Origin of the sequence: Ruania suaedae (assembly GCF_021049265.1) — a bacterium.
Lineage (GTDB): Bacteria > Actinomycetota > Actinomycetes > Actinomycetales > Beutenbergiaceae > Ruania > Ruania suaedae.
The window spans coordinates 2,918,434-2,942,190 of the sequence record NZ_CP088018.1 but is presented as its reverse complement, the minus strand read 5'-3'; the positions used below and the strand labels follow the sequence as shown (position 1 = coordinate 2,942,190).

The 23,757-nt window shown below is 72.7% G+C and carries 29 protein-coding genes; 21 read left to right on the top strand and 8 right to left on the bottom strand.

What is annotated here, in order from left to right; genetic code table 11:
* Positions 1–813 carry a pyrroline-5-carboxylate reductase gene (gene proC / locus LQF12_RS13585; protein ID WP_231053444.1) on the top strand — a complete coding sequence of 271 codons (813 nt, stop codon included), beginning with the start codon at positions 1–3 and terminating at the stop codon, positions 811–813.
* A 33-nt stretch (positions 814–846) separates the two neighbouring features.
* On the opposite strand, the gene LQF12_RS13580 is transcribed toward proC, so the two are convergent.
* Together LQF12_RS13580 and LQF12_RS13575 are read right to left on the bottom strand one after the other, a co-directional pair.
* Complete coding sequence (locus tag LQF12_RS13580) at positions 847–1,542, bottom strand: potassium channel family protein (protein ID WP_231053443.1); 696 nt, start codon at positions 1,540–1,542, stop codon at positions 847–849.
* Positions 1,535–2,932 (bottom strand): TrkH family potassium uptake protein, encoded by a 1,398-nt coding sequence (locus tag LQF12_RS13575; protein WP_231053442.1) that lies wholly within the window; start codon positions 2,930–2,932, stop codon positions 1,535–1,537. Before LQF12_RS13575 ends, LQF12_RS13580 begins: the two co-directional genes overlap by 8 nt.
* 94 nt (positions 2,933–3,026) lie before the next feature.
* On the opposite strand from LQF12_RS13575, the gene LQF12_RS13570 reads away from it, so the two are divergent.
* The 4 genes from LQF12_RS13570 (at position 3,027) to LQF12_RS13555 (ending at position 5,096) form a co-directional block, all read left to right on the top strand.
* Positions 3,027–4,208, top strand: coding sequence for an acetoin utilization protein AcuC (locus LQF12_RS13570; RefSeq protein ID WP_231053441.1), 1,182 nt, complete (start codon positions 3,027–3,029; stop codon positions 4,206–4,208).
* A 134-nt stretch (positions 4,209–4,342) separates the two neighbouring features.
* A complete protein-coding gene (locus LQF12_RS13565) occupies positions 4,343–4,558 on the top strand; it encodes a helix-turn-helix domain-containing protein (RefSeq protein ID WP_231053440.1) in 216 nt (71 codons plus the stop codon).
* A 128-nt stretch (positions 4,559–4,686) separates the two neighbouring features.
* The gene (locus tag LQF12_RS13560) at positions 4,687–4,785 is read left to right on the top strand and encodes a 30S ribosomal protein bS22 (protein ID WP_012085056.1); all 99 of its coding nucleotides are present in this window, start codon (positions 4,687–4,689) and stop codon (positions 4,783–4,785) included.
* Between the two features lie 74 nt (positions 4,786–4,859).
* Complete coding sequence (locus LQF12_RS13555; protein ID WP_231053439.1) at positions 4,860–5,096, top strand: glutaredoxin family protein; 237 nt, start codon at positions 4,860–4,862, stop codon at positions 5,094–5,096.
* 76 nt (positions 5,097–5,172) lie between these two features.
* Here LQF12_RS13555 and LQF12_RS13550 read toward each other — a convergent pair whose 3' ends face one another.
* A complete protein-coding gene (locus tag LQF12_RS13550) occupies positions 5,173–5,724 on the bottom strand; it encodes a YceI family protein (protein WP_231053438.1) in 552 nt (183 codons plus the stop codon).
* 114 nt (positions 5,725–5,838) lie between these two features.
* On the opposite strand from LQF12_RS13550, the gene LQF12_RS13545 reads away from it, so the two are divergent.
* The 6 genes from LQF12_RS13545 to ccsB all read left to right on the top strand — a co-directional run bounded on the left by LQF12_RS13545 (position 5,839) and on the right by ccsB (position 11,039).
* A complete protein-coding gene (locus tag LQF12_RS13545) occupies positions 5,839–6,327 on the top strand; it encodes a MarR family winged helix-turn-helix transcriptional regulator (protein ID WP_231053437.1) in 489 nt (162 codons plus the stop codon).
* Between the two features lie 66 nt (positions 6,328–6,393).
* On the top strand, positions 6,394–7,038 hold the full coding sequence (locus LQF12_RS13540; protein WP_231053436.1) for a histidine phosphatase family protein: 645 nt from the start codon (positions 6,394–6,396) through the stop codon (positions 7,036–7,038).
* The gene (locus tag LQF12_RS13535) at positions 7,035–7,640 is read left to right on the top strand and encodes a TlpA family protein disulfide reductase (RefSeq protein ID WP_231053435.1); all 606 of its coding nucleotides are present in this window, start codon (positions 7,035–7,037) and stop codon (positions 7,638–7,640) included. The genes LQF12_RS13540 and LQF12_RS13535 overlap by 4 nt, the downstream gene beginning before the upstream one ends.
* On the top strand, positions 7,637–8,431 hold the full coding sequence (locus tag LQF12_RS13530) for a cytochrome c biogenesis CcdA family protein (RefSeq protein ID WP_231053434.1): 795 nt from the start codon (positions 7,637–7,639) through the stop codon (positions 8,429–8,431). The genes LQF12_RS13535 and LQF12_RS13530 overlap by 4 nt, the downstream gene beginning before the upstream one ends.
* Complete coding sequence (gene resB, locus LQF12_RS13525) at positions 8,428–10,077, top strand: cytochrome c biogenesis protein ResB (RefSeq protein WP_231053433.1); 1,650 nt, start codon at positions 8,428–8,430, stop codon at positions 10,075–10,077. Before LQF12_RS13530 ends, resB begins: the two co-directional genes overlap by 4 nt.
* A complete protein-coding gene (gene ccsB, locus LQF12_RS13520; RefSeq protein WP_231053432.1) occupies positions 10,074–11,039 on the top strand; it encodes a c-type cytochrome biogenesis protein CcsB in 966 nt (321 codons plus the stop codon). The genes resB and ccsB overlap by 4 nt, the downstream gene beginning before the upstream one ends.
* 21 nt (positions 11,040–11,060) lie before the next feature.
* Here the strand turns inward: ccsB and LQF12_RS13515 are convergent, their stop codons facing one another.
* The gene (locus LQF12_RS13515; protein WP_231053431.1) at positions 11,061–11,435 is read right to left on the bottom strand and encodes a PLDc N-terminal domain-containing protein; all 375 of its coding nucleotides are present in this window, start codon (positions 11,433–11,435) and stop codon (positions 11,061–11,063) included.
* A 23-nt stretch (positions 11,436–11,458) separates the two neighbouring features.
* On the opposite strand from LQF12_RS13515, the gene LQF12_RS13510 reads away from it, so the two are divergent.
* Entirely contained in the window at positions 11,459–11,785 is a 327-nt protein-coding gene (locus LQF12_RS13510; RefSeq protein WP_231053430.1) for a DUF4229 domain-containing protein, read from the top strand.
* Here the strand turns inward: LQF12_RS13510 and LQF12_RS13505 are convergent.
* Together LQF12_RS13505 and LQF12_RS13500 are read right to left on the bottom strand one after the other, a co-directional pair.
* The gene (locus LQF12_RS13505) at positions 11,744–12,613 is read right to left on the bottom strand and encodes a 1,4-dihydroxy-2-naphthoate polyprenyltransferase (RefSeq protein ID WP_231053429.1); all 870 of its coding nucleotides are present in this window, start codon (positions 12,611–12,613) and stop codon (positions 11,744–11,746) included. The genes LQF12_RS13510 and LQF12_RS13505 overlap by 42 nt on opposite strands.
* A gap of 127 nt (positions 12,614–12,740) precedes the next feature.
* Positions 12,741–13,898 carry an AMP-binding protein gene (locus tag LQF12_RS13500; protein ID WP_231053428.1) on the bottom strand — a complete coding sequence of 386 codons (1,158 nt, stop codon included), beginning with the start codon at positions 13,896–13,898 and terminating at the stop codon, positions 12,741–12,743.
* Between the two features lie 61 nt (positions 13,899–13,959).
* Here LQF12_RS13500 and LQF12_RS13495 point away from each other — a divergent pair, with 61 nt between their 5' ends.
* The 3 genes from LQF12_RS13495 to LQF12_RS13485 all read left to right on the top strand — a co-directional run bounded on the left by LQF12_RS13495 (position 13,960) and on the right by LQF12_RS13485 (position 16,133).
* Positions 13,960–15,057 (top strand): DUF3048 domain-containing protein, encoded by a 1,098-nt coding sequence (locus tag LQF12_RS13495; RefSeq protein ID WP_231053427.1) that lies wholly within the window; start codon positions 13,960–13,962, stop codon positions 15,055–15,057.
* Positions 15,058–15,066: 9 nt separating this feature from the next.
* The gene (locus tag LQF12_RS13490; protein WP_231053426.1) at positions 15,067–15,834 is read left to right on the top strand and encodes an LLM class F420-dependent oxidoreductase; all 768 of its coding nucleotides are present in this window, start codon (positions 15,067–15,069) and stop codon (positions 15,832–15,834) included.
* A gap of 110 nt (positions 15,835–15,944) precedes the next feature.
* Positions 15,945–16,133, top strand: coding sequence for a hypothetical protein (locus LQF12_RS13485; protein ID WP_231053425.1), 189 nt, complete (start codon positions 15,945–15,947; stop codon positions 16,131–16,133).
* A 62-nt stretch (positions 16,134–16,195) separates the two neighbouring features.
* Here LQF12_RS13485 and LQF12_RS13480 read toward each other — a convergent pair whose 3' ends face one another.
* The gene (locus LQF12_RS13480) at positions 16,196–16,606 is read right to left on the bottom strand and encodes an anthrone oxygenase family protein (protein WP_231053424.1); all 411 of its coding nucleotides are present in this window, start codon (positions 16,604–16,606) and stop codon (positions 16,196–16,198) included.
* Between the two features lie 100 nt (positions 16,607–16,706).
* On the opposite strand from LQF12_RS13480, the gene LQF12_RS13475 reads away from it, so the two are divergent.
* On the top strand, positions 16,707–17,639 hold the full coding sequence (locus tag LQF12_RS13475; protein WP_231053423.1) for an AraC family transcriptional regulator: 933 nt from the start codon (positions 16,707–16,709) through the stop codon (positions 17,637–17,639).
* A 1-nt stretch (position 17,640) separates the two neighbouring features.
* Here LQF12_RS13475 and LQF12_RS13470 read toward each other — a convergent pair whose 3' ends face one another.
* On the bottom strand, positions 17,641–18,591 hold the full coding sequence (locus LQF12_RS13470; RefSeq protein ID WP_231053422.1) for a 1,4-dihydroxy-2-naphthoyl-CoA synthase: 951 nt from the start codon (positions 18,589–18,591) through the stop codon (positions 17,641–17,643).
* Positions 18,592–18,670: 79 nt separating this feature from the next.
* On the opposite strand from LQF12_RS13470, the gene LQF12_RS13465 reads away from it, so the two are divergent.
* From LQF12_RS13465 to LQF12_RS13445, 5 genes are all read left to right on the top strand, one after another.
* Positions 18,671–19,051, top strand: a complete 381-nt coding sequence (locus LQF12_RS13465; RefSeq protein ID WP_231053421.1) for a DMT family transporter — start codon at positions 18,671–18,673, stop codon at positions 19,049–19,051.
* 2 nt (positions 19,052–19,053) lie between these two features.
* On the top strand, positions 19,054–19,602 hold the full coding sequence (locus LQF12_RS13460; RefSeq protein ID WP_231053420.1) for a TetR/AcrR family transcriptional regulator: 549 nt from the start codon (positions 19,054–19,056) through the stop codon (positions 19,600–19,602).
* Positions 19,603–19,715: 113 nt separating this feature from the next.
* Positions 19,716–20,663: an o-succinylbenzoate synthase gene (locus LQF12_RS13455; protein WP_231053419.1), complete on the top strand. Its 948-nt coding sequence runs from the start codon at positions 19,716–19,718 to the stop codon at positions 20,661–20,663.
* Positions 20,660–22,300, top strand: a complete 1,641-nt coding sequence (gene menD, locus LQF12_RS13450; protein WP_231053418.1) for a 2-succinyl-5-enolpyruvyl-6-hydroxy-3-cyclohexene-1-carboxylic-acid synthase — start codon at positions 20,660–20,662, stop codon at positions 22,298–22,300. Before LQF12_RS13455 ends, menD begins: the two co-directional genes overlap by 4 nt.
* Before the next feature lie 86 nt (positions 22,301–22,386).
* Positions 22,387–23,757, top strand: coding sequence for a S1C family serine protease (locus tag LQF12_RS13445; protein ID WP_231053417.1), 1,371 nt, complete (start codon positions 22,387–22,389; stop codon positions 23,755–23,757).

Here is a 23,757-nt window from a genome sequence, read left to right as displayed (position 1 = left end):
ATGGCAGAACGCATCACCCTCATCGGCATCGGTGTGATGGGGGAGGCGATCCTGACCTCGATGCTGCCGACCGTGGACGCCGGCGGCGTTCGCGTGGCTGACGGCCGGCCCGAGCACGCCCGTGCCCGTGCCGAGGCTCTCGGGGTGCAGGCGGCCGACGGCAACCGTGACGCCGTCGCCGGCGCGGATGTGGTGATCCTCGCCGTCAAGCCCAAGGACATCGGTGACGTCGCCGCCGAGATCGCCCCCGCACTCCAGCCCGGCGCGGTGGTGGTGAGCGTCGCTGCCGGTATCTCGACGGCGTACCTCGGCTCCCGCCTGCCCGCCGGCACCGCGGTGGTGCGGGTGATGCCCAACACCCCGGCCACGATCGGCGCCGGCGTCAGCGTGCTGAGCGCCGGCGAGCACGCCACCGACGAGCACCTGGACCAGGTCGCCCGGCTGCTGGCCGGGACCGGTGCGGTCCACCGCGTGCAGGAGACCTACCAGGACGCCGTCACCGCGATCTCCGGTTCGGGTCCTGCCTACGTCTTCTATCTCATCGATGCCCTCGCCGAGGCCGGCGTGCTCGGGGGTCTCAGCCGCGACCTCGCCCGCGAGCTCGCGGTGCAGACCGTCGCCGGGGCCGGGGCGATGGCCCAGCAGACCGGCGAGCACCCGGTCGTGCTGCGCGAACGGGTCAGCTCACCGGCCGGGACGACCGTGGCGGCCATCCGTGAGCTCGACGAGCGGGGCGTGCGCGCCGCCGTGATCGCTGCCGCCGAGACCGTCCGGCTGCGCTCGATCGAGATGGGCCGCGAGCTGGGCGACTGAGAGCCCGCCGGCCCTCGGCGTCGCGACGGGTCGCTAGGGCCGCGCCGCGAACTTCTCGAGCAGGGCGGTGTCGCCGGAGAGGATCAGGGTGTCCCCGGCATCGATACGGGTCTCCGCCGAGGCGTACTCGAACGGTTGACCGGGCTGCTTCACCCCGATCACCGTCACGCCGTACTTGCTCTTGATCTCCGTCTCGCCCACGGTGAACCCGTGCGTCTCCTTCGGCGGGCGCATCTTGACGATCGTGAAGCCGTCCTCCAGCTCGATGAAGTCGAGCATCCGCCCCGAGACCAGGTGCGCCACCCGCGCGCCGGCGTCGTGCTCGGGATAGACCACGTGGTGGGCGCCGATGCGCTGCAGGATCCGCCCGTGCTCGGCGGAGATGGCCTTCGCCCAGATCAAGGGCGTGCCGAGGTCGACGAGGTTGCCCGTGATGAGCACGCTCGCCTCCAGCGAGGTCCCCACCCCGACCACCGCGATGGGGAAGTCCTGGACCCCGAGCTGCTCGAGGGCGACGGGATTGGAGGCGTCCGCCTCCACCAGCGGGATGCGTCCGGTCCAGTCCCGGATCAGGGCCGGGTCGCGTTCGACGGCGAGCACGTCGCGTCCGAGCTCGTCGAGGGTGGCGGCGAGCGAACCGCCGAAGCGGCCCAGGCCGATCACCAGCACGCTGGCGTCCGCCCCCTGGTCCACCTGCGGAGCGTTCCCACGCGAGAACTTCTTATCCAATGGTCGGCCTCTCCTCGGGGAGTCGGATCACGCGGCGGCGGTCCCGGACGGCCAGCGCCGCCGCCATGGTCATCGTGCCCAACCGCCCGGTGAACATCAGGGCGCTCAGCACGTACTTCGCGGAGTCGGGAAGGTTGGCGGTGATCCCGGTACTCAGGCCGCACGTGGCGAAGGCCGAGATCACCTCGAACAGGATGACGTCCAGGTGCAGGTCGGTCAGTACCAGCAGCGCCAGCGTCCCGGCGCCCACCAGGCTTGCGCCGACGAACGCCACCGCCACGGCCAGACGTAGCACGGTCGGGGCGATGCGCCGTCCGAACGCCTCGATGTCCGGGTCGCCTCGCGCCTCTGCCAGGATCGCCAGCACCATGACGGCGAAGGTGGTCACCTTGATCCCGCCGGCAGTGGAGGCGCTGCCGCCCCCGACGAACATCAGCGCGTCCTGGACCAGCCAGGTGCTCTCGGTCATCGAGGCGATGTCGACCGTGGAGAAGCCGGAGGATCGGGGCGTCATTCCCGCGAGCATCGCGTTCAGGATCTTGTCGGCGACGGGCAGCGGGCCGAAGGAGCGCGGGTTGCCCCACTCCAGCGCACCGATCAGCAGGGCTCCTGCTGCCCACAGCAGGGCGCTGGTCGCCACGGTCAGCTTCGCATGCAGCGACCAGCGGCCGGGCCGGCGCCAGCTGCGAGCGACCGAGAGGATCGCCGGAAAGCCGAGTGCCCCGATGAAGCCACCGATGATGATCGGCAGCACCATCCACCAGTCCCCGGCGTACTGGCCCAGGCCGCCTTCCTCGATGATGAAGCCGGCGTTGTTGAAGATCGAGACGGCCTGGAACAGGCTGTGCCACAGCGCCTCGCCGAACGAGTACCCGATCAGCAGGAACTTCGGGAAGAGCACGATCCACAGCGCGGTCTCGATCACCGCGATCGTCACCAGCACCACCCGCAGCAGTGAGCCGACCTCCCCCAGGCGGGTGGTCTTGGTCTCGGCCGCGGCCAGCAGCTTCTGCGTCAGACCGATCCGGCGGGAGACGGCCAGGCCGAGGATCGAGGCGAGCGTCATCACGCCGAGTCCGCCGATCTGGATGCCGATCAGGATGACCGCCTGCCCGAACGGGGACCAGTAGGTGGCGGTGTCGACAGTGACGAGGCCGGTGACGCACACCGCGGAGGTGGCGGTGAAGAGGGCGTCCACAAAGGGGGCGCGGTCGCCGTCGCTGGTGGCGAGGGGCAGCGAGAGCAGGGTGGTGACGAGCCCGATCACCGAAGCGAACACCATCAGGGTCAGGCGAGCCGGGGAGTGCCTGGCGACGGCGTCGACCCGCTCCCTCACCCGGGTGAGCACGCCGGCGTCGTCGCCGGGGCTAGGGGTGCGCACGCGTGCCACGTCTCTCCTGGGTGCCTGCGGTCGGGACGTGCCTACTGTGCCACGTCGCCGCCCACCCGCAGTGGCGCGCGCCTCCGGCGCGCTAACGTGAGGTATGCCCTGCCCCGTCACGCTGCCCTGGAGCGAGGAGCTGCTCTCCTACGATTTCGGGCCCGGGCACCCGATGGCTCCCGTCCGGCTGCGCCTGACCGTCGAGCTGATGTCCGAGCTCGGGCTGCTGCAGGCCCCTGGCGTCGAGGTGGTCGAAGCCAGGCCGGCCTCGGACGAGGAGCTGGCGCGGGTGCACGAGCGTGCCTACATCGCCGCGGTGCGGGCGGCCTCGGCAGGGGTGCCGGACCGCTCCCGGGGACTGGGCACCACCGATGACCCGATCTTCGCCGGGATGCACGAGGCCGCCGCGCGCATCGTGGGTGCGACCCTCACCGGTGCGCGCGCCGTGTGGCAGGAGACGCCGGCGAGGGCCGTGAGCATCGCCGGGGGGATGCATCATGCGATGCCCGGACGTGCCGGGGGCTTCTGCATCTACAACGACGCCGCGGTGGCGATCTCCTGGTTGCTGGACGCCGGGTGCGAGCGGGTCCTCTACCTCGACATCGACGCCCACCACGGTGACGGCGTCGAACGTGCCTTCTGGGACGACCCGCGCGTGGTGACGATCTCGATCCACCAGAGCGGGCAGACGTTGTTCCCGGGCACCGGGTTCGCCCAGGACGTCGGCGGTCCGCACGCACGGGGCTCGGCAGTCAACCTGGCGCTGCCCGAGGGTACCGGGGACGAGGCATGGTTGCGGGGGATCGAGGCCGTCGCCGGACCGGTCGTGGGTCAGTTCGCCCCGCAGGTGATCGTGAGCCAGCACGGGTGCGACACCCACCGCCGGGATCCGCTCACCGGGCTCGACATCACGATCGACGCCCAGCGTGCGGCCGCGGTGATGATCGAGGAATGGGCGGTCGCGCACACCGACGGGCGCTGGCTGGCCACCGGTGGTGGGGGATACGACGTGCTCTGGACGGTTCCCCGGTCCTGGGCCCACCTGCTCGCCGTCAGCGCGGGTGTGCCGATACCGGCTGCCACCGAGCTCCCTCCCGCATGGGTCGAGCGTGTGCTCGTCCTCGTGGACGGCGAGGGCCCGGGCACGATGTCCGACGGCGGTGCGGCCGGCTTCCGCCGCTGGACCGAGGGATACGACCCTGCCGATCCGGTCGATCAGGCGATCGCCGCCACCCGCCGGGCCGCCTTCCCGTGGCGCGGCCTGGACCCGCTCACGGCGGAGTGATCGCCCAGTTGGCCCCGAGCGGTTCCCGTTCCGGCTCCTTTACCCCTAAGATGCTCGACTGAGAGCACACCGGCGTCCGGCGAGCGGCGGTGGACGCGCCGCCGGCGCCGACCGGACCGATTGAGGGAGAGACGATGGCCGATGACGGTGCACCGCGCTTCCTCACGGTTGCCGAGGTGGCCGAGATGGCCAGGGTCTCCCGGATGACGGTCTACCGCATGGTGCACTCCGGCGAGCTGCCGGCTATCCGGGTCGGTAAGTCCTATCGCGTCCCGCAGGCGGCTGCCGAGGAGATGCTCTCCGGCAGCCTCGGCGAGTGGAACGACCCGCGGACGGCGTCGGGGCACTGACGTCCCGTCCCGCCGTCCGGCGGGCATCGCCCTCGCGGGCAGGTAAGATGTAGCGATGTTCTGTCCGACGCGGGCACCGGGACTCTCCCGGAGTGCTTGCGTGAACACCTGAGTCGTAGTGAGGTCCCGTGGGTTCAGTCATCAAGAAGCGTCGTAAGCGGATGGCGAAGAAGAAGCACCGCAAGCTGCTCCGCAGGACGCGTCACCAGCGCCGCAACAAGAAGTAGGCGCGCGAGCGCACGGCCGGATCGCAGCTCCTGCACGGAGCCGGTCCGGCCTTTCGCGTGCGTACCCTGGGGGCGTGGATGCACGCGTGATTCTCTACTCCCGGGCCGGCTGCCATCTCTGCGAGGACGCGAGAAGGGTGGTGCGGGTGATCAGCGAACGCCGGGGCGTGGGCTGGGCGGAGGTCGACATCGACACCGATGCGCAGCTGAGGGCGCAGTACGGGGAGGTGGTGCCCGTCGTCGTCGTCGACGGTGCCCAGGTGGGGTACTTCCGGATCGATCCGGCCCGCCTGGAGTCGGCGCTGGGCTGATCATGCCAGGCCCTGACATGACACTGGGCCGCCCGCATCGCGGACGGCCCAGCCTCGTTTCTCGGGACGGCCCGGGTCAGGCCTGGGCGGCGACGGCCTGCTTGGCCGCCTGCACCTCGATGGAGATGGTGACCTTGTCGCCCACCAGCAGCCCGCCGCCCTCGAGGGCGACGTTCCAGGTCAGGCCGTAGTCCTTGCGGGAGATCGAGGTCTGCGCGGAGAAGCCGACCTTTTCCTCGCCCTCGGCGTCGGCCAGGGCGCCCTCGAGCTCGACCGCGAGTGCCACCGGCTTGGTGACGCCGTTGACCGTGAGGTCACCGTGCAGGGTGAACTCGTCGCCACTTCCCTCGACCGAGGTGGAGACGAAGGTCCACTCCGGGTTGGCGGCGGCGTCCCAGAAGTCCGGGCTGGTCAGGTGACCGTCGCGCTGCTCGTTGCCGGTGTGCACCGAGCCGGACTGGATGGTGACCTGCGCGGAGGAGTCGGCGAAGTTCTCGGCGATCGTGATGCTGCCGGAGAACTCGGTGAACCGACCGCGCACCTTGGAGATGCCGGAGTGGCGGACGACGAAGCCGACCTCGCTGTGGACGGTGTCGATGGCGTAGGTGCCGGCGGGGATGGTGCTCATGGAGGCGTCTCCTCGGGTTGAGATCGAATGATTGAAAGTTGTAACAATTACTGTGCGCTACAACTATCCTGGTGTCAAGAGGTCGGTGCTGAACAAGGGTGTGAGAGGGACGACATGGCAGAGCCGCGGTGGCTGGACGTCGAGCAGCAGCGTCACTGGCGCTCGGTGCTCGCAGGGATGTGGTCGCTCTTCGACGCGCTCGGCCGGGATCTCGAGGACGCCGCCGACCTGTCGATGAACGAGTACGAGGTCATGGTCCGCCTCAGTGAGAGCGAGGATCGGACGATGCGGATGTCCCGCCTCGCCCATGACGTGGTCTCCTCCCGTTCGAGGCTGACACACACCGTCCGCCGGATGGAAGCGGCCGGCCTCGTCGAACGCCGCAGCGCCCCCGACGACGGGCGCGGGGTCGACTGTGTGCTCACCGAGAAAGGCTTCGACCGGTTGCGGACGGCCGCCCCCTGGCATGTGGAGTCGGTGCGACGGCGCCTGGTGGACGTGCTCACGCCGGAGCAGCTCGAGGCGGTCGGGGAGGCGTTCGCCCTGGTCGTGCAGGAGATCGACTCCGGCAGCGATGACCGGCGGGCCCACCGGGCGGGGTGACCGGCCTCACGCGGGTGGGCCGGGACCGGGGCGAGGGACGCCGTCGGGATTTGCGACACTGGGGTCATGGTCTACACCACGGTCCATCTGATCCGGCACGGCGAGGTCTACAACCCCGATCGCGTGCTGTACGGACGCCTGGAGGGCTACCCCTTGTCCGAGCGTGGCCGGCAGATGGCCGACCGAGTGGCGGCGACGTTGCGGGACCAGGGCTCCGACGTGATCGACGTGACCGCCTCACCGCTGCAGCGGGCGCAGGAGACCGCGACCCCGATCGCCGCGGCCTTCGGCCTGCCGCTGGGGACCGACGACCGGGTCATCGAGGCGGGCAACTACTTCGAGGGCACGTCCGTGGCGAAGGACCCGCGCCATCTGCTCCGACCGGGCCGGATGCTGCGGCTGCACAACCCGTGGCGGCCCTCCTGGGGTGAGCCCTACACCGAGGTGATCGAGCGGATGACCGCGGCGATCCGGGACGCCCGGGCGCGTGCCGAGGGCCACGAAGCGGTCCTGGTCTCCCACCAGCTGCCGATCTGGACGATGCGGCGCCACCTCGAGGGCCGCAGCATGTTGCACGACCCGCGCCGCCGCAGGACCACCCTGGCCTCGGTCACGTCCCTGACCTTCGACGACGGCACGCTGATCACCGTCGACTACACCGAGCCGTGCCGGGACCTGCTCCCGGACCCCTCGACGGCGGTGCTCCCGTGACCCAGTCGCCCTCCCGGCGCCGCGTGCTCACCGCCGCGCTGGCTGCGGCCGGCCTGACGGGTACGGCCCTGGCCGGCTGCAGCAGCGACGCGACGACCACCGCCGACTCGGAGGTGGGTACCGGCTACGTCTCCGGCGACGGCAGCGTCCAGACCTGGCCGGTGGCCGAGCGTGGTGAGGTGGTCGACCTCGCCGGCGTCACCTACACCGAGGAGGCGGTGGACCTGGCCGACTGGCGGGGCGACGTCGTCGTGCTCAACTTCTGGTACGCCGAGTGCCCGCCCTGCCGTGCCGAGGCGCCGGACCTGGCTCAGGTGCACGAGGACTACTCCGGCCAGGGCGTGCACCTGCTCGGGGTCAACCACACCAACGCACCGGCCACGGCGCTGGCGTTCGAGCGGCGCTTCGAGGTGCCCTACCCCAGCCTCGACGACAGCGACGCCGAGGGGGTCGCCGCCATGCAGGGCGTGGTGCCACTGCAGGCGATGCCCAGCACGGTCGTGCTCGATCAGCAGGGCCGGGTGGCGGCCCGCGTGGTCGGCCGGGTCGAGGCGAGCACCTTGAGCGGGCTGATCGACGACGTCCTGGCCGAGGCGCCGTGACCTGGTGGGAGCAACTCGGCGCCACCTTCGCCGAGACCGTCTTCTCCGGACCGCTGCTCGCGGCGGCCCCGGTGGCGCTGCTGGCCGGCTTCATCTCCTTTGCCTCTCCCTGCGTGCTGCCCCTCGTACCCGGCTATCTCGGCTACGTCGGCGGCATGGTCGGCGTGGAGCAGGGCGGCAGCCCCGCGGCGGGCGCACCTGTCTCGCGCCGCGCGCGCACCCGGCTGGTGATCGGCGTGCTCGGCTTCGTGGCCGGGTTCACCGCCGTGTTCGCGGCCACCACGATGGCGCTGGCCGGGGTCGGCCTGGCCCTGGTGCGCTGGCAGGACGAGCTGTTGCGCGGCCTGGGCGTGCTGGTGGTGCTGATGGGACTGGCTTTCCTCGGCGCGGTGCCGTTCCTGCAGCGCGAGCGACGGCTGCACCTGTCCCCGCGCGCAGGGGTCTGGGGGGCGCCGCTGCTCGGCGTGGTCTTCGGCATCGGGTGGGCGCCGTGCATCGGCCCCACGCTCGCGGCCGTGCAGACGCTGGCGATCGGTGGGGCCGACCCCGGCCGCGCACTGGTCCTGGTGCTGGTGTACTGCCTGGGCCTGGGGCTGCCGTTCGTGCTGGTCGCGCTCGGGCTGCGGTCCTCGGAGCGGATGGTGGCGTGGCTGCGGCGCCACCGGCTTGCCGTCATGCGGATCGGGGGCGGCCTGCTCATCCTGCTGGGTCTGGCGATGGTGACGGGACTGTGGAGCGAGCTGGCGGCCTGGTTGCAGGGCTGGGTCGCTGACTTCGAGGTGCTGGTGTGAGCGGCTACCGCCCGGAGGGGCTGCGGGCCGACGCCGGCCCGGCCGAGACCGAGACCACGCGGGAGCCGGTGGGCCCGCGCCTGGGCGCGCGCGGCTGGTTGCGTTGGACCTGGCGGCAGCTGACGAGTATGCGGGTGGCGCTCATGCTGCTGCTGCTGCTCGCCGCGGTCGCACTGCCGGGGGCGTTCTTCCCGCAGCGTTCGGTGGATCCGAACGCGGTCATCCAGTACTACCGCGACTCGCCCCAGACCGCCGAGGTGCTGGACTCGCTGCACCTGTTCGACGTCTACTCCTCGCCGTGGTTCTCGGCGGTCTACCTGCTGCTGTTCGCCTCCCTCATCGGCTGCATCATCCCGCGCACCCTCGCCCACGCCCGCAGCCTGCGCGCCGAGCCCACCCGGGTACCGCGGCGCTTCTCCCGGTTCGAGGTGCGCTCGGAGCTGCGCACAAGCCTGCGCCCGGAGGAGGCCGAGCAGGCGCTGATGGCGGCGCTCGGCCGGCGCTACGCGCGCCGCACCGGCACCGAGGAGCGCGCGACGGCGTCCGGCAGCCAGGTGGACGTGCGCACCGTCTCGGCCGAACGCGGGCGGGGCCGGGAGACGGGCAACCTGCTCTTCCACCTGGCCCTGGTCGGGCTGCTGGTGGTGACGGCCTGGGGCCAGCTGGTGCACTATCGCGGCCAGATCGTGGTGGTCGAGGACAGCACCTTCGTCAACGCCCCGCTCGACTACGACTCCTTCGACACCGGCGCATGGTTCGACGCGGACTCGGTGGAGCCGTTCCGGCTCCGGCTGGAGGAGTTCTCCTCCGTGTTCACCGACGACGCGCAACCGCGCGACTTCACCGCCTCGGTCACCCTGATGACCCCCGACGGCGCACAGCGCGAGCAGGACATCCGGCTGAACCACCCGCTGGAGACCGACTCCACCCGCGTCTACCTCTCGGGCAACGGGTACGCCCCGCAGGTGAGCGTCACCGACGCCGACGGCGAGGTGGCCTTCGAGGGACCGACGATGTTCCTGCCCTCGGGCGATCTGAACTACACCTCGAACGGGGTGATCATGGTGCCGGACGCGAACGGGGGCCGCCAGCAGTACGGCTTCAGCGGAGTGCTGCTGCCCACCGTGGTCGAGACCGAGGGCGGCGTCCCGATCGACTCGGCCTACCCCGAGGCCCTGGACCCGGTGCTGGTGCTCAACCTGTTCACCGGAGACCTCGGCCTGGACGACGGGGTGCCGCAGAACCTGTTTACCCTCGACACCACGAACATGGAGCCGGTGCTCGAGGAGGGTTCCGGCGGCGAGGAGGTCCCGGTCCGGCTGGTGCTGCGGCCGGGGGAGACCCTCGAACTGCCCGATGGTCTGGGCACGATCACCTTCGAGGACCTGCCCCGGTTCGCGGCGCTGGACGTACGCTACGACCCCTCGATCATCTCGATGGGCGTGTTCGCCGGCCTGGCCTTCGTGAGCCTGACGGCCTCGCTCTTCCTGCCCCGCCGGCGGATCTGGGCGCGCATCGCCCCCGGGCCGGCCGGGACTACAGTGGTGACGGCGGCTGCTCTGGCCCGTGGGGACGATCCCGGGCTGCGCCGCGAGCTGGACCGGGTGCTCAGCCCACTCGGCCAGGAGACGAAGGAGAACCCGTGAACACCGATCTGGGCACCGTGAGCACGCTGCTCGTCTACGGCGCGATGGCCTGCTACACCGTCGCGATGGTGGCCTTCGCCGTCGACGTCTCCGCCCTGGGGACGGGCGCGGCCAAGGACCGGCGCCGGCGTGCCGCCGGCATCGGCATGGCCCTGACGTGGCTGGCCGTGCTCGTGCTGGCCGCCGGCACACTGCTGCGCGGTCTGGCCGCCGGCCGGGTGCCGTGGGCGAACATGTACGAGTTCACGCTGATGTTCACCTTCTTCCTGACGGCGATCTTCCTCGTCATCCAGCAGCGCCGCGACATCCGCTACATCGGCGTCGGCGTCACGCTGCTCTCGCTGCTCGCCCTCGGCCTGGCCACCGCGGTGCTCTACGTCGAGGCCGACGGCGTCCAACCGGCCCTGGACAGCTACTGGCTGGTCATCCACGTCTCGGTGGCCACCCTCGCCACCGGCCTGTTCGGGGTCAGCGCGCTGCTCTCGATCCTGCAGCTGGTCAAGGGGCGCGGTGAGGGCGGGCCCCGATCGCCGGAGCCGGAGGCGTCCGGTGGCGTCCCGGCCGCGGCCGATGCTCCTGTGGGCGGCGTCGCCACCGCGCAGGCACCCACCCGCGTGAGCCCGCTCAGCCGGGTGGTCGAGGCACTGCCCGCCTCGGTCGATCTGGAGCGGATCGCCTACCGGCTCAACGCCGTCGGCTTCGTGGCCTGGACGTTCACGCTCGTGGCCGGGGCGATCTGGGCCGAGCACGCCTGGGGCCGCCCGTGGGGGTGGGACCCGAAGGAGACCTGGACCTTCGTCATCTGGGTGATCTACGCCGCCTACCTGCACGCACGGGTGACCACCGGCTGGGCCGCGAACAAGTTCGCCTACTTCGCCCTCGTCGGGTTCGTGGCGCTGCTGGCGAACTTCTACATCGTCAACATCTTCTTCAACGGACGCCACTCCTACTCGGGCCTCTGACACCCGGGGCCGCCGAGGGTCTCAGCGGGTGTGGCCGTCGTCGTCCTCGGAGCCCTGCTCCGTGCCCGTTTCCGTGCCCTGCTCCTCGCCGGAGGGCGGGTCCTCGGGAGCCGCCTCGCCGGTCCCGGGCCGGCTGTGCCGGTCGAGGTCGGCCAGGAAGGCCGGATCGTCGTCGGGAGCCACCGGCCGAGCCGGGCGTCGCGGGGACGAGGCGCCACCGCCGTAGGTGCGGGAGAGCAGCAGCCACAGCAGCGGCCCCAGCCCGGGAAGCGCGATGATCACCAGCACCCACAGCCACGTGGGAAGGCCCAGGCGGCGCCGCTTCTCGCCGCCGACGCAGTCGATCACGCAGTACACCGCGAGCGCCAGCAGGCCCAGCCCGATCACGATCCTCATCGCAGACAGCCTACGCTGTGTGCATGCCCGTGATCGTCTACAGCGCCCTGCGGCTGCTCCTCATCGGCATCGCCGGGGCGGGGCTCTACCTGGCCGGGATGCGGGGCGTGCTGCTGGTCGCGGCGGCGGTGCTTCTCGGCGCCGCGCTCTCCTACGTGCTGCTGGACCGGTTCCGGCAGGCCTCGGCGCTGTGGCTGCAGCGGCGGGCGGCGGGCAAGGAGAGCCGGTTCGGGCGGGGCCTGCGGGCCGATGCCGACGCCGAGGACGAGGACGTCGACCGGCAGCGCGGTGATCCCGCGAGCGAGAGCTCAGATCGTGAGCACCACGGCCAGGCCGACCCCGAGCGCTAGCTCCAGCAGCCCGGTGCGGCCCAGCACCACGATCAGCTCCCGGCCGCTCGCGCCGCCGAGCACCTGCCCGGCCAGCTGCAGCACGGGGATCGCGAAGCCGGTGAGCAGCAGCGCCCACGGCGCCCACCCGCCGATGGCCACGGCGCAGACCAGCGCGGCCACGAGCAGCCCGGTGTAGGCCACCCGTGCGCGCCGATCGCCCAGCCGTACCGCCAGCGTGCGCTTGCCGGCCACGGTGTCGGTGGGGATGTCCCGGATGTTGTTGACCATCAGCAGCGCGCACGCCAGGGCACCGATGGCACAGGCGGCCAGCACCGCCGGAACCGTGAGGCGACCGGCTTGGGTGTAGGTGGTGCCGAGGGTGGCCACCAGCCCGAAGAAGACGAACACCGCCACCTCGCCGAGGCCGCGGTAGCCGTAGGGGTTCTTCCCGCCGGTGTAGAACCAGCCGGCGAGCACACACAGGGCTCCCACCGCGATCAGCCACCAGGTGCCGGCGACGGCGCACAGCACCACCCCGAGCACGCCCGCCACCGCGAAGGCGGCATAGGCGGCCCGCTTGACGGTTCCCGGGGCCACCGCACCCGAGGCGGTGAGCCGCACCGGGCCGACCCGGACGTCGTCGGTGCCCCGGACGCCGTCGGAGTAGTCGTTGGCGAAGTTGACGGCCACTTGCAGGGCGAGGGCCACCCCCGCGGCGAGCAGTGCCCGGACCGGGGAGGCGGCGTTGTCGTAGGCGGCGGCGCCGGTCCCGGCGAGCACGGGGGCGAGGGCAGCGGGCAGCGTACGCGGGCGTGCGCCGCCCACCCAGTCGCGCAGGGTGGGCATGGGACTCCGATCAGGGCAGGGGGCTCGCAGCAGGATAGTCGGCGGATGACCGGCCAGACACGGTGGCGCGAGGTGGGACAGCCGGTTGCCGCAGACCGACGCAGCCGTGTCGCTCCGGTCAGGTGGATCAGCCGCGGGGCCGGTGCACCTCGGCGCTGCCCTCGGCCACCGCGAGGGTCGCCAGGGCGGTGGCGGCCCGCCGGTCGGGTTTGCCGGGGCCACGGCGGGGCAGATCGGGCACACTCACCACGGCCTGCGGGGCCAGGGGCCCACCCCCGACGGCGTCGCGCACCTGCGCCAGGGTCGCCGGCCCGGCCACCACGGCCGTCACGCGCTGACCCCACGTCTCGTCCGGCACCCCGACCACGACGCACTCGCCGAAGCCGGCGGCGGCCAGGCGACGCTCCACCTCCGCCGGATGCACGTTCAGCCCACCGGTGACGAGGACGTCATCGAGCCTGCCCAGCACGCTCAGCCGGCCCTGCTCGAGGCGGCCGGAGTCGGTGGTGCGCAGCCACCGTCGGCCCTCCTGCTCGACCAGCTCCGAGCCGCCGTCCGGTGCCGGCTCCTCCGGCGCCGACCCGTCGGGGGAGAGATAGGCCGTGGCCAGCACCGGCCCGGCGATCTCGATCCGCCCCGAGGGCCCGCTCGTGCGCACCTGGACACCCTCCAGCGGCAGCCCGTCGTAGACGCAGCCGCCGCAGGTCTCGGTCATCCCGTAGGTCGTCACGACGGCGATCCCGGCCGCGCGCGCCCGGTCCAGCAGATCCGGCGGCGTGGCGGCCCCGCCCACCAGCACTGCCGCGCAGGTGCCCAGCGCGGCCACGCACGCTCCGCCGTCGTCGGCCTGGAGCACGCGCACCAGCTGGGTGGGCACGAGGGAGACATAACGAGGGACGTCGGTGCGCATCCGGCCGATGGCGGCGGCCAGGTCCGCGGGGCGGAACGGGCCCGACTCGGTCAGCTCCGGGGCGGTGCCGGCGAGGATCGAGCGCACCAGCACCTGGACGCCCGCCACGTGGTCGGCGGGCAGCGTGAGCAGCCACTGGCCCGGCCCGCGCAGTCGTCGGTGGGTGGCGCGTGCGCTCGCCCGCAGGGCTTCGGCGCCCAGCGCCACGGCCCGCGGGTTGCCGGTGGAGCCGGAGGTGGACAGCACCAGGGCGGTCCCGGGCAGCCCGCGCACCTGGTCGCCCACGGCCTGCGCCGCGGGACCGAGCAGGACGGGGGCGTCGCCGTCGAGGGCCCGGGTCAGCCGGGGGAGCAGGGCGCTGACAGGTTCGGACACCCCGACAGCCTACGAGGGCGCGTGCCGCGGCCCGGCCGGGCTCAGCGTCTACAGTGGATCCGTGCCTCACCTGAGCCTTCTCACCCGCGCGGGCCGGGGCCGGATCGGCTCCTCGGCCGCGGCAACGGCAGCCCTGATGCTGACGCTGGCCGCCTGCACCAGCCCGGGCGAGCCGGCCGGTACGCCCAGCCCGACCACCACGCCGGAGACCACCGCCCCGGCCGATGCCGACAAGCAGCACCCCCCGGAGCCCGAGGTCGCGCCGACGTGGCCGCTCACCGGTGAACCGCTGGGCGAGGACGCCGCGGACCGCCCCGCCCTGGCGATCAAGATCGAGAACTCGGAGGCGGCGCGCCCGCAGACCGGTCTGCAGGCCGCGGACGTGGTCTGGGAGGAGATGGTCGAGGGCGGGATCACCCGCTTCAACGCCGTCTACCACTCCGACCTGCCGGTGCAGGTGGGCCCGGTGCGCTCGGTGCGCCCCATGGACGCCGCGATGTCGGCCCCCTACGGCGGTCTGCTCGTGGCCTCCGGTGGCCAGGCGCCGTTCATCGGCGCCGCCCGGGAGGCGGGTCTGCAGGTGCTCACCCACGACCTCGGGCACGGCGGGTTCACCCGCAGCAGCGCACGGTTCGCTCCGCACAACCTCTACGGCACCCCGTCACTGTTCGTGGACCAGGCCGACGGCGCCCACTCCGACCCGCCGCCCGAGCAGCTCGCCTTCGCCCACCGGGGCGAGGATGCGACGGCCGTCACCGACGGGAGCCCGGCGGAGGCGCTGACCATCTCCTTCCCCCGGGCCACGCCGTCGTGGGACTGGGACGGCCAGGCCTGGCTGCGCAGCGAGGACGGCGCCCCGGCGACCACCGAGGACACCGGACGGATCAGTGCGGTGAACGTGGTGGCGCTGCGGGTGGAGGTGACCACCACCTCCTACGTGGACCCCTCGGGTGCGAACGTGCCCGAGACGATCATGACCGGCGGTGGTGAGGCGGTGGTGGCCACCGGCGGGCAGGTCCTCGAGGGCACCTGGAGCAAGGAGAGCGCCACCGACCCGGTCGTGCTCACCACCGGCGAGGGCGAGGAGATCCTGCTCGCGCCCGGCAACACCTGGATCGAGCTGGTGCCCACCTCGGGCGCCGGCGTCAGCGTGTCCTGAGGAGGACCCATGGGTGAGGTACGGATCGGCGTCCAGCTCCAGCCCCAGCACGCGGGGGAGTACCGCCTGATGCGCGAGGCGGTGATGCGCTCGGAGGAGGCCGGGGTGGACGTGGTGTTCAACTGGGACCACTTCTTCCCGCTCACCGGTGACCCGGAGGGCTATCACTACGAGTGCTGGACCATGCTCGGCGCCTGGGCCGAGCAGACCGAGCGGGTGCAGATCGGCGCCCTGGTCACCGGCGGGGGGTACCGCAACCCCGACCTGCTCGCCGATATGGCCCGGACCGTGGACCACATCAGCGACGGGCGCCTCATCCTCGGCGTGGGCGCCGGCTGGAACGAGCGCGACTACGACGAGTACGGCTACGAGTTCGGTACCCCCGGAACCCGGCTGGCGCTGCTGAAGGAGTACCTGCCGCGGATCGTCGGCCGGTTGCAGCAGGTGACGCCGCCGCCGGTGGGCGACCTGCCGCTGCTGATCGGTGGGGGCGGCGAGCGCAAGACGCTACGACTGGTGGCCGAGCACGCGAACATCTGGCACGGCTTCGGTGACCTGGAGACCTTCACCCACAAGTCGGGGGTGCTCGAGCGGCACTGCGCCGACGTGGGCCGCGACCCGGCCGTGATCGAGCGCTCGACCAGCTGGCCCGGGGTGGACCAGGCGGAGGCGTTCGTCGACGCCGGAGCGACGCTGTTCACCATCGGGACCAGCGGGCCGGACTACGACCTCGACGAGGTGCGCGCGGCGCTCGCGTGGCGGGACTCCCGCCGCTGAGTCTCCGCCCCAGGGATGACGCGGGCCCGGCCGCCGGGTGGACGCGCGGGGGCTGAGGTCGATCCCCGGGGCCGATGTGCCGGGGCGGGGCCGGCGGCGAGGATCGATCCATGACCACGATCGATGCCCACAGTGCCGGTACCGTCCCTCTGTCCACCGAGCCCACGCCGCCGCACCCGGTGCGCGACTCGCTGCTGCCCGCCACGCTCTCCCTGCTCGCGGTGCTGGCGCTGCTGACCGGCTTCGCCATCGCCGCCGGGACCGTGGTGCGCGTCGTGGCGGGGTACGTCATCGGCTGACCCGGGCCGTCTCGCGCGCTCGGGCGGTTCGACGCTCTCACGCGACGATGCTCGCCTGGTTGTCACCAGGCGAGCATGGCTGCCGAGGCGACCATCGCGCACGTCCGCAGGTGGTGCCACCGCGTCCATCGTGACTCGAACGACTCCCGGGGGCACCCGGCGGCGAGCTCGTTGTTGAGCGGGACGTTGCGGACGAGAGTGCTGATCAGCGCGGCGAGCGAGAGCCCCGCCGCGGCGATGACCGAGGGCGACCGGTCCCAGAGCGGGAGCGTGGCCGCGAGGGCGGGCGAGCCGAGGAACACCACCATGAACAGCGGGTTCACGATCACCGCGTTGATGTGGTTGAACGCCTTGACGTACGTCTCGTCGTCGAGACGTGCCAACCCGGGCAGGACGGCCACCGCGAACCCGAGATAGAGGCCGCCGAGCAGCCCTGTGAGGAGCCGGGCGCCCAGCAGGTGCAGCTCAGCCACGTGGGATCCGGAGGGATGTGCTCATGTCGACCAGCATGTCGACTCCTACGCGACTCTGGAATGGTTGACGCCCGCGTGGGCATATGCGAGCGTCTCGCTCATGGATGTGGTGGCCGCCCTGCTCGACGGCCCACGCGCACAGCGTGCCTTCCTGCTCAAGGCGATGTTCGGCGGGCGGTGGTCGATCGGTGTGGAGGACCAGGCGGCCCTGTCGGTCATCGTGGTGGTCCACGGCTCGGCGGTGGTCACCTCGGTCGGCGAGCAGCGCCAGGTGGTGGCCGAGGACGTCGTCCTGATCCGCGGACCGCGGCCGTATGTCGTGGCGGACGCGGCATCCACTCCTGTCGGCATCCGGATCCTGCCCGGTCAGGTGTGCGTCGACTCCACCGGGCAGCTTCTCGAGGAATCGATGCACCTGGGGGTGCGTACCTGGGGAAACACCACCGACCCGGAGGCGACCACCATGCTCATCGGCACCTACGCGCAGGAGACCTCGGTCGGTGCGCACGTGCTGTCGCACCTGCCGGAGGTGCTCGTGCTGTCGGGTCTGCGCTCGCCCGTGATCGAGGTGCTCGAGGAGGAGCTGGTGACCGAGGCGCCCGGCCAGGTGGCCGTCCTCGATCGACTGCTCGACCTGGTGCTCGTGCACGCCCTGCGCTTCGCGTACGCCGGTGAGCTCATGGAGGGCTGGCCGGCCGCCCAGCAGGACCCGGTGATCTCACGGGCGCTGGGACTGATCCACGAGCGACCCGAGCAGCCGTGGACCGTGGCGGCACTGGCCGGCGAGTGCGCCCTGTCACGAGCGGCCTTCGCCCGCCGGTTCGCCGCCCGGGTGGGAGAGCCGCCGCTGGCATACCTGACGCGTTGGCGCCTCGTGCTTGCGGCCGATCTGCTGACCGGCACCGATCTGACGTTGGCAGCGATCGCCGGCCGGGTCGGCTATGCGAATGCGTTCACGTTCAGTGCCGCCTTCAAGCGCGTGCGCGGAGTGGCGCCGGCACGGTTCCGCGCCGATGCTGCAGTTCGGGAGTAGGTCAGTAGTAGTACGGGAACGCCGACCAGTCCGGGTCGCGCTTGGCCAGGAACGCGTCGCGTCCCTCGACCGCTTCGTCGGTCATGTAGCCCATCCGGGTCGCCTCCCCGGCGAAGACCTGCTGGCCCGCCATCCCGTCGTCGGCGAGGTTGAAGGCGAACTTCAGCATCCGGAGCGCCTGCGGGGACTTGGTGGCGATGATCCGCGCGTACTCCAGCGCCCGCTCCTCCAGCTCCGCATGCGGGACGGCCTCGTTGATCGCGCCCCACCGCTCGGCCTGCTCCGCGGAGTACTCCCGCGCCAGGAAGAAGATCTCCCGCGCCCGCTTGTCCCCGACCTGCCGTGCCAGCAGCGCCGAGCCGTAGCCGGCGTCGAAGGAGCCGACGTTGGCGTCGGTCTGCATGAACTTCGCGTGCTCGGCCGAGGCGATCGTCAGGTCGGCCACCACGTGCAGGCTGTGGCCCCCTCCGGCGGCCCACCCCGGGACGACGGCGATCACCGGCTTGGGCATGGTGCGCATCAGTCGCTGCACCTCCAGGATGTGCAGGCGGCCCGCCCGCGCCGGGTCCACCTGCCCGGCCGTCTCGCCCTCGTAGCGGTACCCGTCCCGGCCGCGGATGCGCTGATCGCCCCCGGAGCAGAACGCCCACCCGCCGTCCTTGGGGCTCGGGCCGTTGCCGGTCAGCAGCACGGCGGCGACGTCGGGACTCATCCGGGCGTGGTCGAGCGCGCGGAAGAGCTCGTCCACGGTGTGGGGGCGGAAGGCGTTGCGGACCAGCGGGCGGTCGAAGGCGATCCGCACGACCGGGAGATCGGTGGCTCCGCCGTCGGGCGAGCGGTCGACCCCCCGGTGATAGGTGATGTCGGTGAAGTCGACGCCGTCGATGTCGCGCCAGCGCCGGGGGTCGAACAACTCGGAGACCGGGGCGGGCAGGGGTGGGTTCTCGCTCACGGCTCGACTGTAGCGAGCCGTACCCACTGCTCGACCTGTGAGAAACTGGTACGAAAGTACTATTTTCTTGGAGGATGTCATGGCATGGGTGGTGCTGATCGTCTCGGGCATGCTGGAGACGGCGTGGGCGACGAGCCTGAAGGCCTCCGAGGGGTTCACGCGGTTGTGGCCCTCGGTGATCTTCTTCCTCACCCTCGCCGCGAGCATGGCCGGTCTGGCGTACGCGCTGCGCACGCTCCCGGTCGGCACGGCCTACGCCGTCTGGGTCGGGATCGGGGCCAGCCTGACCGCGATCATCGGCATGATCTGGCTCGCCGAAGGTGTCAACGCGATGAAGATCGTCTCCCTCGTGCTGATCGTCGCGGGGGTGGTGGGCCTCAACCTCGCCGGTGGTGGGCACACCGGAGGGGCCGGCGCCGGGCCCGCTGCGGCGTTGCACGCTCCGGCGGACGAGGACTGACCGTGCACGACAAGGGGCGACGGCGGCGCGCGAGCGTCGTGCAGGCAGCAGCCGACCTGCTGCGGCAGGAAGGCCCGGCCGGCCTGACCCATCGCGCCGTCGCCGCGCATGCCGGGTGCTCGCTGTCGGCCACGACCTACTACTTCGCCTCCCGGGGCGAGCTGGCGGCGGCGGCCGGGGCGGAGGTGGCGCGCCGGTGGGCCGAGCAGGCCGAGGAAGTCGCCGCGCGCGAGGCCACCGGCGATGCGGCCCGGATCGAGGCGGCGGTCGAGGCGCTGCTGCCACCGGCGGACCAGGTGCGCGGCCACTACGAGCACCTCGCGGGAGCCGGGCACAGCCCGGAGGTCGCCGCGGCGTACGCCCGGGGCCGCCCACGGGTGGATGCCGCGATGTCCAGGATCGTCGGGCCGCTCGGCCTGCCCGCCGCCCTCGCCGTGGCGATCATCGACGGCGCCGCCGTCAGCGCACTCAGCGAGGGCCGCGATCCGGTGGTGCTCGCCCGGGACCTGCTCGCGAAGGCCCTGGCGCAGGCCGAGTGCAGCACCCGCTGAGGCGCCGGTGGACCGAGGCTCCCGGGATCGACCCAGCCCGGACCCTCGGTCCGCGCCCGAAGGTTGCCTCCTGGGCGCACGCGGTCTCTGCCACGGCGCTCTAGGGTGGGAGCGTGAGGCGTACCTGCTACTCGATCGGCCTGCGGACCCGCTTCCGCGGCCTGGACCGCCGCGACGGGATGCTGCTCGAGGGCGAGGCAGGGTGGGGCGAGTTCTCCCCGTTCTGGGAGTACCACATCGCCGAGTCCCGCGCGTGGTGGGCCGCGGCCCGCGAGGCCGCCGACCTGCCCTTCCCCGACGCCGTCCGCAGCACCGTCCCGGTGAACGTCACCGTCCCGGCCACCACCCCCGAACGCGCCCATGCGATCGTCCTCGCGAGCGGGGGCTGCCGGACCGCCAAGGTCAAGGTGGCCGAGCCCGGACAGGACCTGGCGGACGAGCAGGCCCGCCTGGAGGCGGTCCGCGACGCCCTCGGCCCGGACGGCAGGATCCGCATCGACGCCAACGCCGCCTGGGACCTGGACGAGGCGCGCCGCCGCCTGCCGATCCTCGACCGGGCCGCGGGCGGGCTGGAGTACGCCGAGCAGCCCTGTGCCGCCGTGGCCGACCTCGCGGCCCTGCGGCGCCTCGGTCACATACCCATCGCCGCCGACGAGTCGATCCGGCGTGCCGAGGACCCCTACGAGGTCACGCGGCTGGAGGCGGCCGACGTCGTGGTCCTCAAGGTCCAGCCGCTCGGCGGCGTCCGGGCGTCGCTGCGCATCGCCGAGCAGATCGGGCTGCCCGTGGTGGTCTCCTCGGCGCTGGAGACCTCGGTGGGGATCGCCGCCGGGGTGGCGCTCGCAGCCGCCCTGCCCACGCTGCCCTACGCCTGCGGGCTGGCCACGGTGCACCTCTTCGACGACGACGTCACCGACCACCCGCTGCTTCCGGTCGACGGCGAGCTGCCCGTGCGCCGGGTGGAGCCCTCCGCGCAGCGTCTCGCTGCGGTCACCGCGCCCGCCGACCTGAGCCGGCGCTGGCAGGACCGGGCCGAGCGCGTGGCAGGATCGCCGTCATGACCGCCGCCACCGCTCGCGCCCGTGCGCTGGTCACGGCACTGGTGGCGCACGGGGTGGCCGATGTGGTCCTGGCCCCGGGGTCGCGCAGCGCCCCGCTGGCCTACGCCCTGCACGCGGCCGAGCGCGCCGGCTGGCTGCGCCTGCACGTGCGCGTCGACGAACGCTCGGCAGCCTTCCTCGCGCTCGGCATCGCCCGGGTGCGCCCGGCCGCGGTGGTCACGACCTCCGGTACGGCCGCGGCCAACCTGCACCCGGCGATGCTGGAGGCCTCCCACTCGGGCCTGCCGCTGCTCGCGATCACCGCCGATCGGCCCCACGAGCTGCGTGGCGTCGGCGCCAACCAGACCACCGACCAGACCAGGCTCTTCGGTGGGGCCGTCCGCTTCTTCGCCGAGCTGCCCGCCGCCGACGACGCCCCCGTGCGCGGGATCTCCTCGACGATCACCCGCGCGGTGACGGCCGCCACCGGGGCGCGCACCCGCGCCCCCGGGCCCGCCCACCTCAACGTCGCCTTCCGCGACCCGCTGGTCCCGGCCGAGGGCTGGTCGCCCGGCGCACCGCCGGAGCCGGTGCAGGTGAGCACCCCGGGCGCCGGCACGCCCGTCGATCTCGCGCGCGGGCCCCGCACGGTCGTGGTGGCCGGCGACGGCGCCGCACACGTGGCCGGGCCGGAGGTTGTGGGCGCATGGGCCTGGCCCGTCCTGGCCGAGCCCTCCTCCGGACTGACCCGCCTACCGACGGCGATCCTCGCCGGCCGGGTGGTGCTGGACGTGCTGGGCGAGGAGATCGAGCGGGTGGTGGTGCTCGGGCGGCCCACCTTGAGCCGTCCGGTGAGCCGGCTGCTTGCCCGGGACGACGTCGAGGTCGTGGTGCTGACCCGGGGCGCGGACTGGACCGACGTCGCCGGGACCGCCGGGACCATCGCGGACGCCATCACGGTGACCGGGCGACCGCAGGGGCCGGAGCAGCAGTGGGCGGCGCGCTGGTCGGAGGCGGCCCGGGGCGTCGCCGACGCGCTCGGCCGCCCGCGCCCCCTCGACGGCCCGGCGGTGGCAGGCGCCGTGCTCGGCGCCGGGGGCACGGTGCTGCTGGGCGCCTCGATGGCGGTGCGCGACGCCGATCTCGTGTGCGCGAGCGGGCCCGATTCCCCGGCTGCCGCCGGCTCGCTCGTCGTCGCCAACCGCGGCCTCGCCGGGATCGACGGCACGGTCTCGACCGGTGCCGGGATCGCCCTGGCCACCGGTCGGTCGGTCCGCGTGCTCGTCGGCGATCTCACCTTCCAGCACGACGTCGGAGGCCTCGCCTGCGGCCCGCTCGAACGCGAGCCGGATCTGCAGGTGATCGTGGTCAACGACGACGGCGGATCCATCTTCGCCACACTCGAGCACGGGGAGCGGGCCGAGACCTTCGACCGGATCTTCGGCACCCCACAGGGTCTCGACGTGGCCGCCCTCGCGGCCGGCTTCGGCGCGAGCCACCAGCAGGCCGACGATCTCGCGCACCTGCGCGAGATCCTTGCCGCCCCGGTGACCGGACGCAGCGTGGTCGAAGTCCGGCTCGACGGCGCGACCGCCCGGGAGCGTCACCAGCAGCTGACCGAGCGCCTCCGGACGGCGGCCCGGTCGGCGCTCGGCTGAACGTTCTCAGACACTTCCCAGGTGCAGTTCAGCCACGCGGCAGGTGCACGAGTTCTCATGGACTCATCACCCCGCGAGGAGGAACCATGAACGAGCAGCACCCCCACCAGCCTGACGACCGGCAGCACCCCGACCAGGGGCAGGCCCCGCAGAACCCGTTCCAGGCACCGGCCCGGCCGCATGACCCTGTGCAGCAGCCGGCCCCGGCCGCGCAGTACGGTCAGTACCCCCAGCAGGCCCAGCAGCAGCCGGAGGGGTGGCGGAACCAGCAGCCGCAGTTCGCCGGCCCCCACCCGTACGCCTGGCAGCACCCCGGCCACGCGCCGGCCCCGTCCGCAGGGCCCGAGCAGCCGCAGGCCCCACGCGGCAAGCGCCAGCGCCCCTGGGTGATGGTCGCGACCTCCGCGGCGCTCGCCGCCGTCCTCGCCAGCGGCGGGACGGCCGCCGTGCTGCACGGGACCCAGCAGTCCGGCTCGGACGTGACGCAGGTCTCGTCCTCGGGGACCACCGTCGAGTCCGCCTCCGACGGCAGTGCGGACTGGCAGGCCGTGGCCGACGCCGTCCGCCCCAGCGTGGTCTCGATCGCGGCCCGTTCGCAGGCGGGCCAGGGGGCAGGATCAGGCGTGATCATCGACGCCGGAGCCGGCTACGTACTGACCAACAACCACGTCGTCGAGGGTGCCGAGCAGCTGGCCGTGACCCTCACGGACGGGCGGATGTACGAGGCCGAGATCGTCGGCACCGATCCGGCCACGGATCTGGCCGTGCTGGCACTGCAGGACGCGCCGGACGATCTCGCGCAGGCGACACTGGGGACCTCCGACGATCTCGTCGTCGGCCAGGACGTGATGGCCGTGGGCAACCCGCTGGGACTGGACTCCACCGTCACCACGGGAATCGTCTCGGCGCTGGACCGGCCCGTGACCGCCATGGACCAGAGGTCGCGCGAGCCGGTGGTGACGAATGCGATCCAGGTCGACGCGGCCATCAACCCCGGTAACTCCGGCGGTCCGTTGTTCGACTCCTCGGGTCACGTCATCGGCATCACGTCCTCGATCGCCACCGACGGCAGCTCCAGCGGCAGCATCGGCCTCGGGTTCTCGATCCCGGTGGACCTGGCCGCCGACATCGCCGACCAGCTCATCGCCGACGGCACCGCCGAGCACGCCTACCTCGGCGTCGCTCTCTCCGACGAGACGGTGACGGCGGACGGGGTCACCCGCGCCGGTGCCGCGATCGAGGAGGTCCTCGAGGGCACGCCGGCGGCCGAGGCGGGACTGCGCCCGGGCGACGTCATCGTCCAGATCGACGACGACGCGGTCGGCGGCGCGAGCTCGCTCACCGGCTATGTGCGCACCTACGGCTCAGGTGAGACGGTCACCCTCACCGTGGTGCGCGAGGGCGAGTCCCGGACCGTCGAGACCACGCTCGCGGCGCGCGAGGACGTCGCGGCCTGA

What these genes read in the sequence shown, in the direction of transcription:
- proC (WP_231053444.1), top strand. Translation starts at nt 1, where the DNA reads ATGGCAGAACGCATCACCCTCATCGGCATCGGTGTGATGGGGGAGGCG.
- LQF12_RS13570 (WP_231053441.1), top strand. Translation starts at nt 3,027, where the DNA reads ATGCCCTGCCCCGTCACGCTGCCCTGGAGCGAGGAGCTGCTCTCCTAC.
- LQF12_RS13565 (WP_231053440.1), top strand. Translation starts at nt 4,343, where the DNA reads ATGGCCGATGACGGTGCACCGCGCTTCCTCACGGTTGCCGAGGTGGCC.
- LQF12_RS13550 (WP_231053438.1), bottom strand. Translation starts at nt 5,724, where the DNA reads ATGAGCACCATCCCCGCCGGCACCTACGCCATCGACACCGTCCACAGC.
- LQF12_RS13545 (WP_231053437.1), top strand. Translation starts at nt 5,839, where the DNA reads ATGGCAGAGCCGCGGTGGCTGGACGTCGAGCAGCAGCGTCACTGGCGC.
- LQF12_RS13540 (WP_231053436.1), top strand. Translation starts at nt 6,394, where the DNA reads ATGGTCTACACCACGGTCCATCTGATCCGGCACGGCGAGGTCTACAAC.
- LQF12_RS13515 (WP_231053431.1), bottom strand. Translation starts at nt 11,435, where the DNA reads ATGAGGATCGTGATCGGGCTGGGCCTGCTGGCGCTCGCGGTGTACTGC.
- LQF12_RS13510 (WP_231053430.1), top strand. Translation starts at nt 11,459, where the DNA reads ATGCCCGTGATCGTCTACAGCGCCCTGCGGCTGCTCCTCATCGGCATC.
- LQF12_RS13505 (WP_231053429.1), bottom strand. Translation starts at nt 12,613, where the DNA reads ATGCCCACCCTGCGCGACTGGGTGGGCGGCGCACGCCCGCGTACGCTG.
- LQF12_RS13490 (WP_231053426.1), top strand. Translation starts at nt 15,067, where the DNA reads ATGGGTGAGGTACGGATCGGCGTCCAGCTCCAGCCCCAGCACGCGGGG.
- LQF12_RS13485 (WP_231053425.1), top strand. Translation starts at nt 15,945, where the DNA reads ATGACCACGATCGATGCCCACAGTGCCGGTACCGTCCCTCTGTCCACC.
- LQF12_RS13475 (WP_231053423.1), top strand. Translation starts at nt 16,707, where the DNA reads ATGGATGTGGTGGCCGCCCTGCTCGACGGCCCACGCGCACAGCGTGCC.
- LQF12_RS13465 (WP_231053421.1), top strand. Translation starts at nt 18,671, where the DNA reads ATGGCATGGGTGGTGCTGATCGTCTCGGGCATGCTGGAGACGGCGTGG.
- menD (WP_231053418.1), top strand. Translation starts at nt 20,660, where the DNA reads ATGACCGCCGCCACCGCTCGCGCCCGTGCGCTGGTCACGGCACTGGTG.
- LQF12_RS13445 (WP_231053417.1), top strand. Translation starts at nt 22,387, where the DNA reads ATGAACGAGCAGCACCCCCACCAGCCTGACGACCGGCAGCACCCCGAC.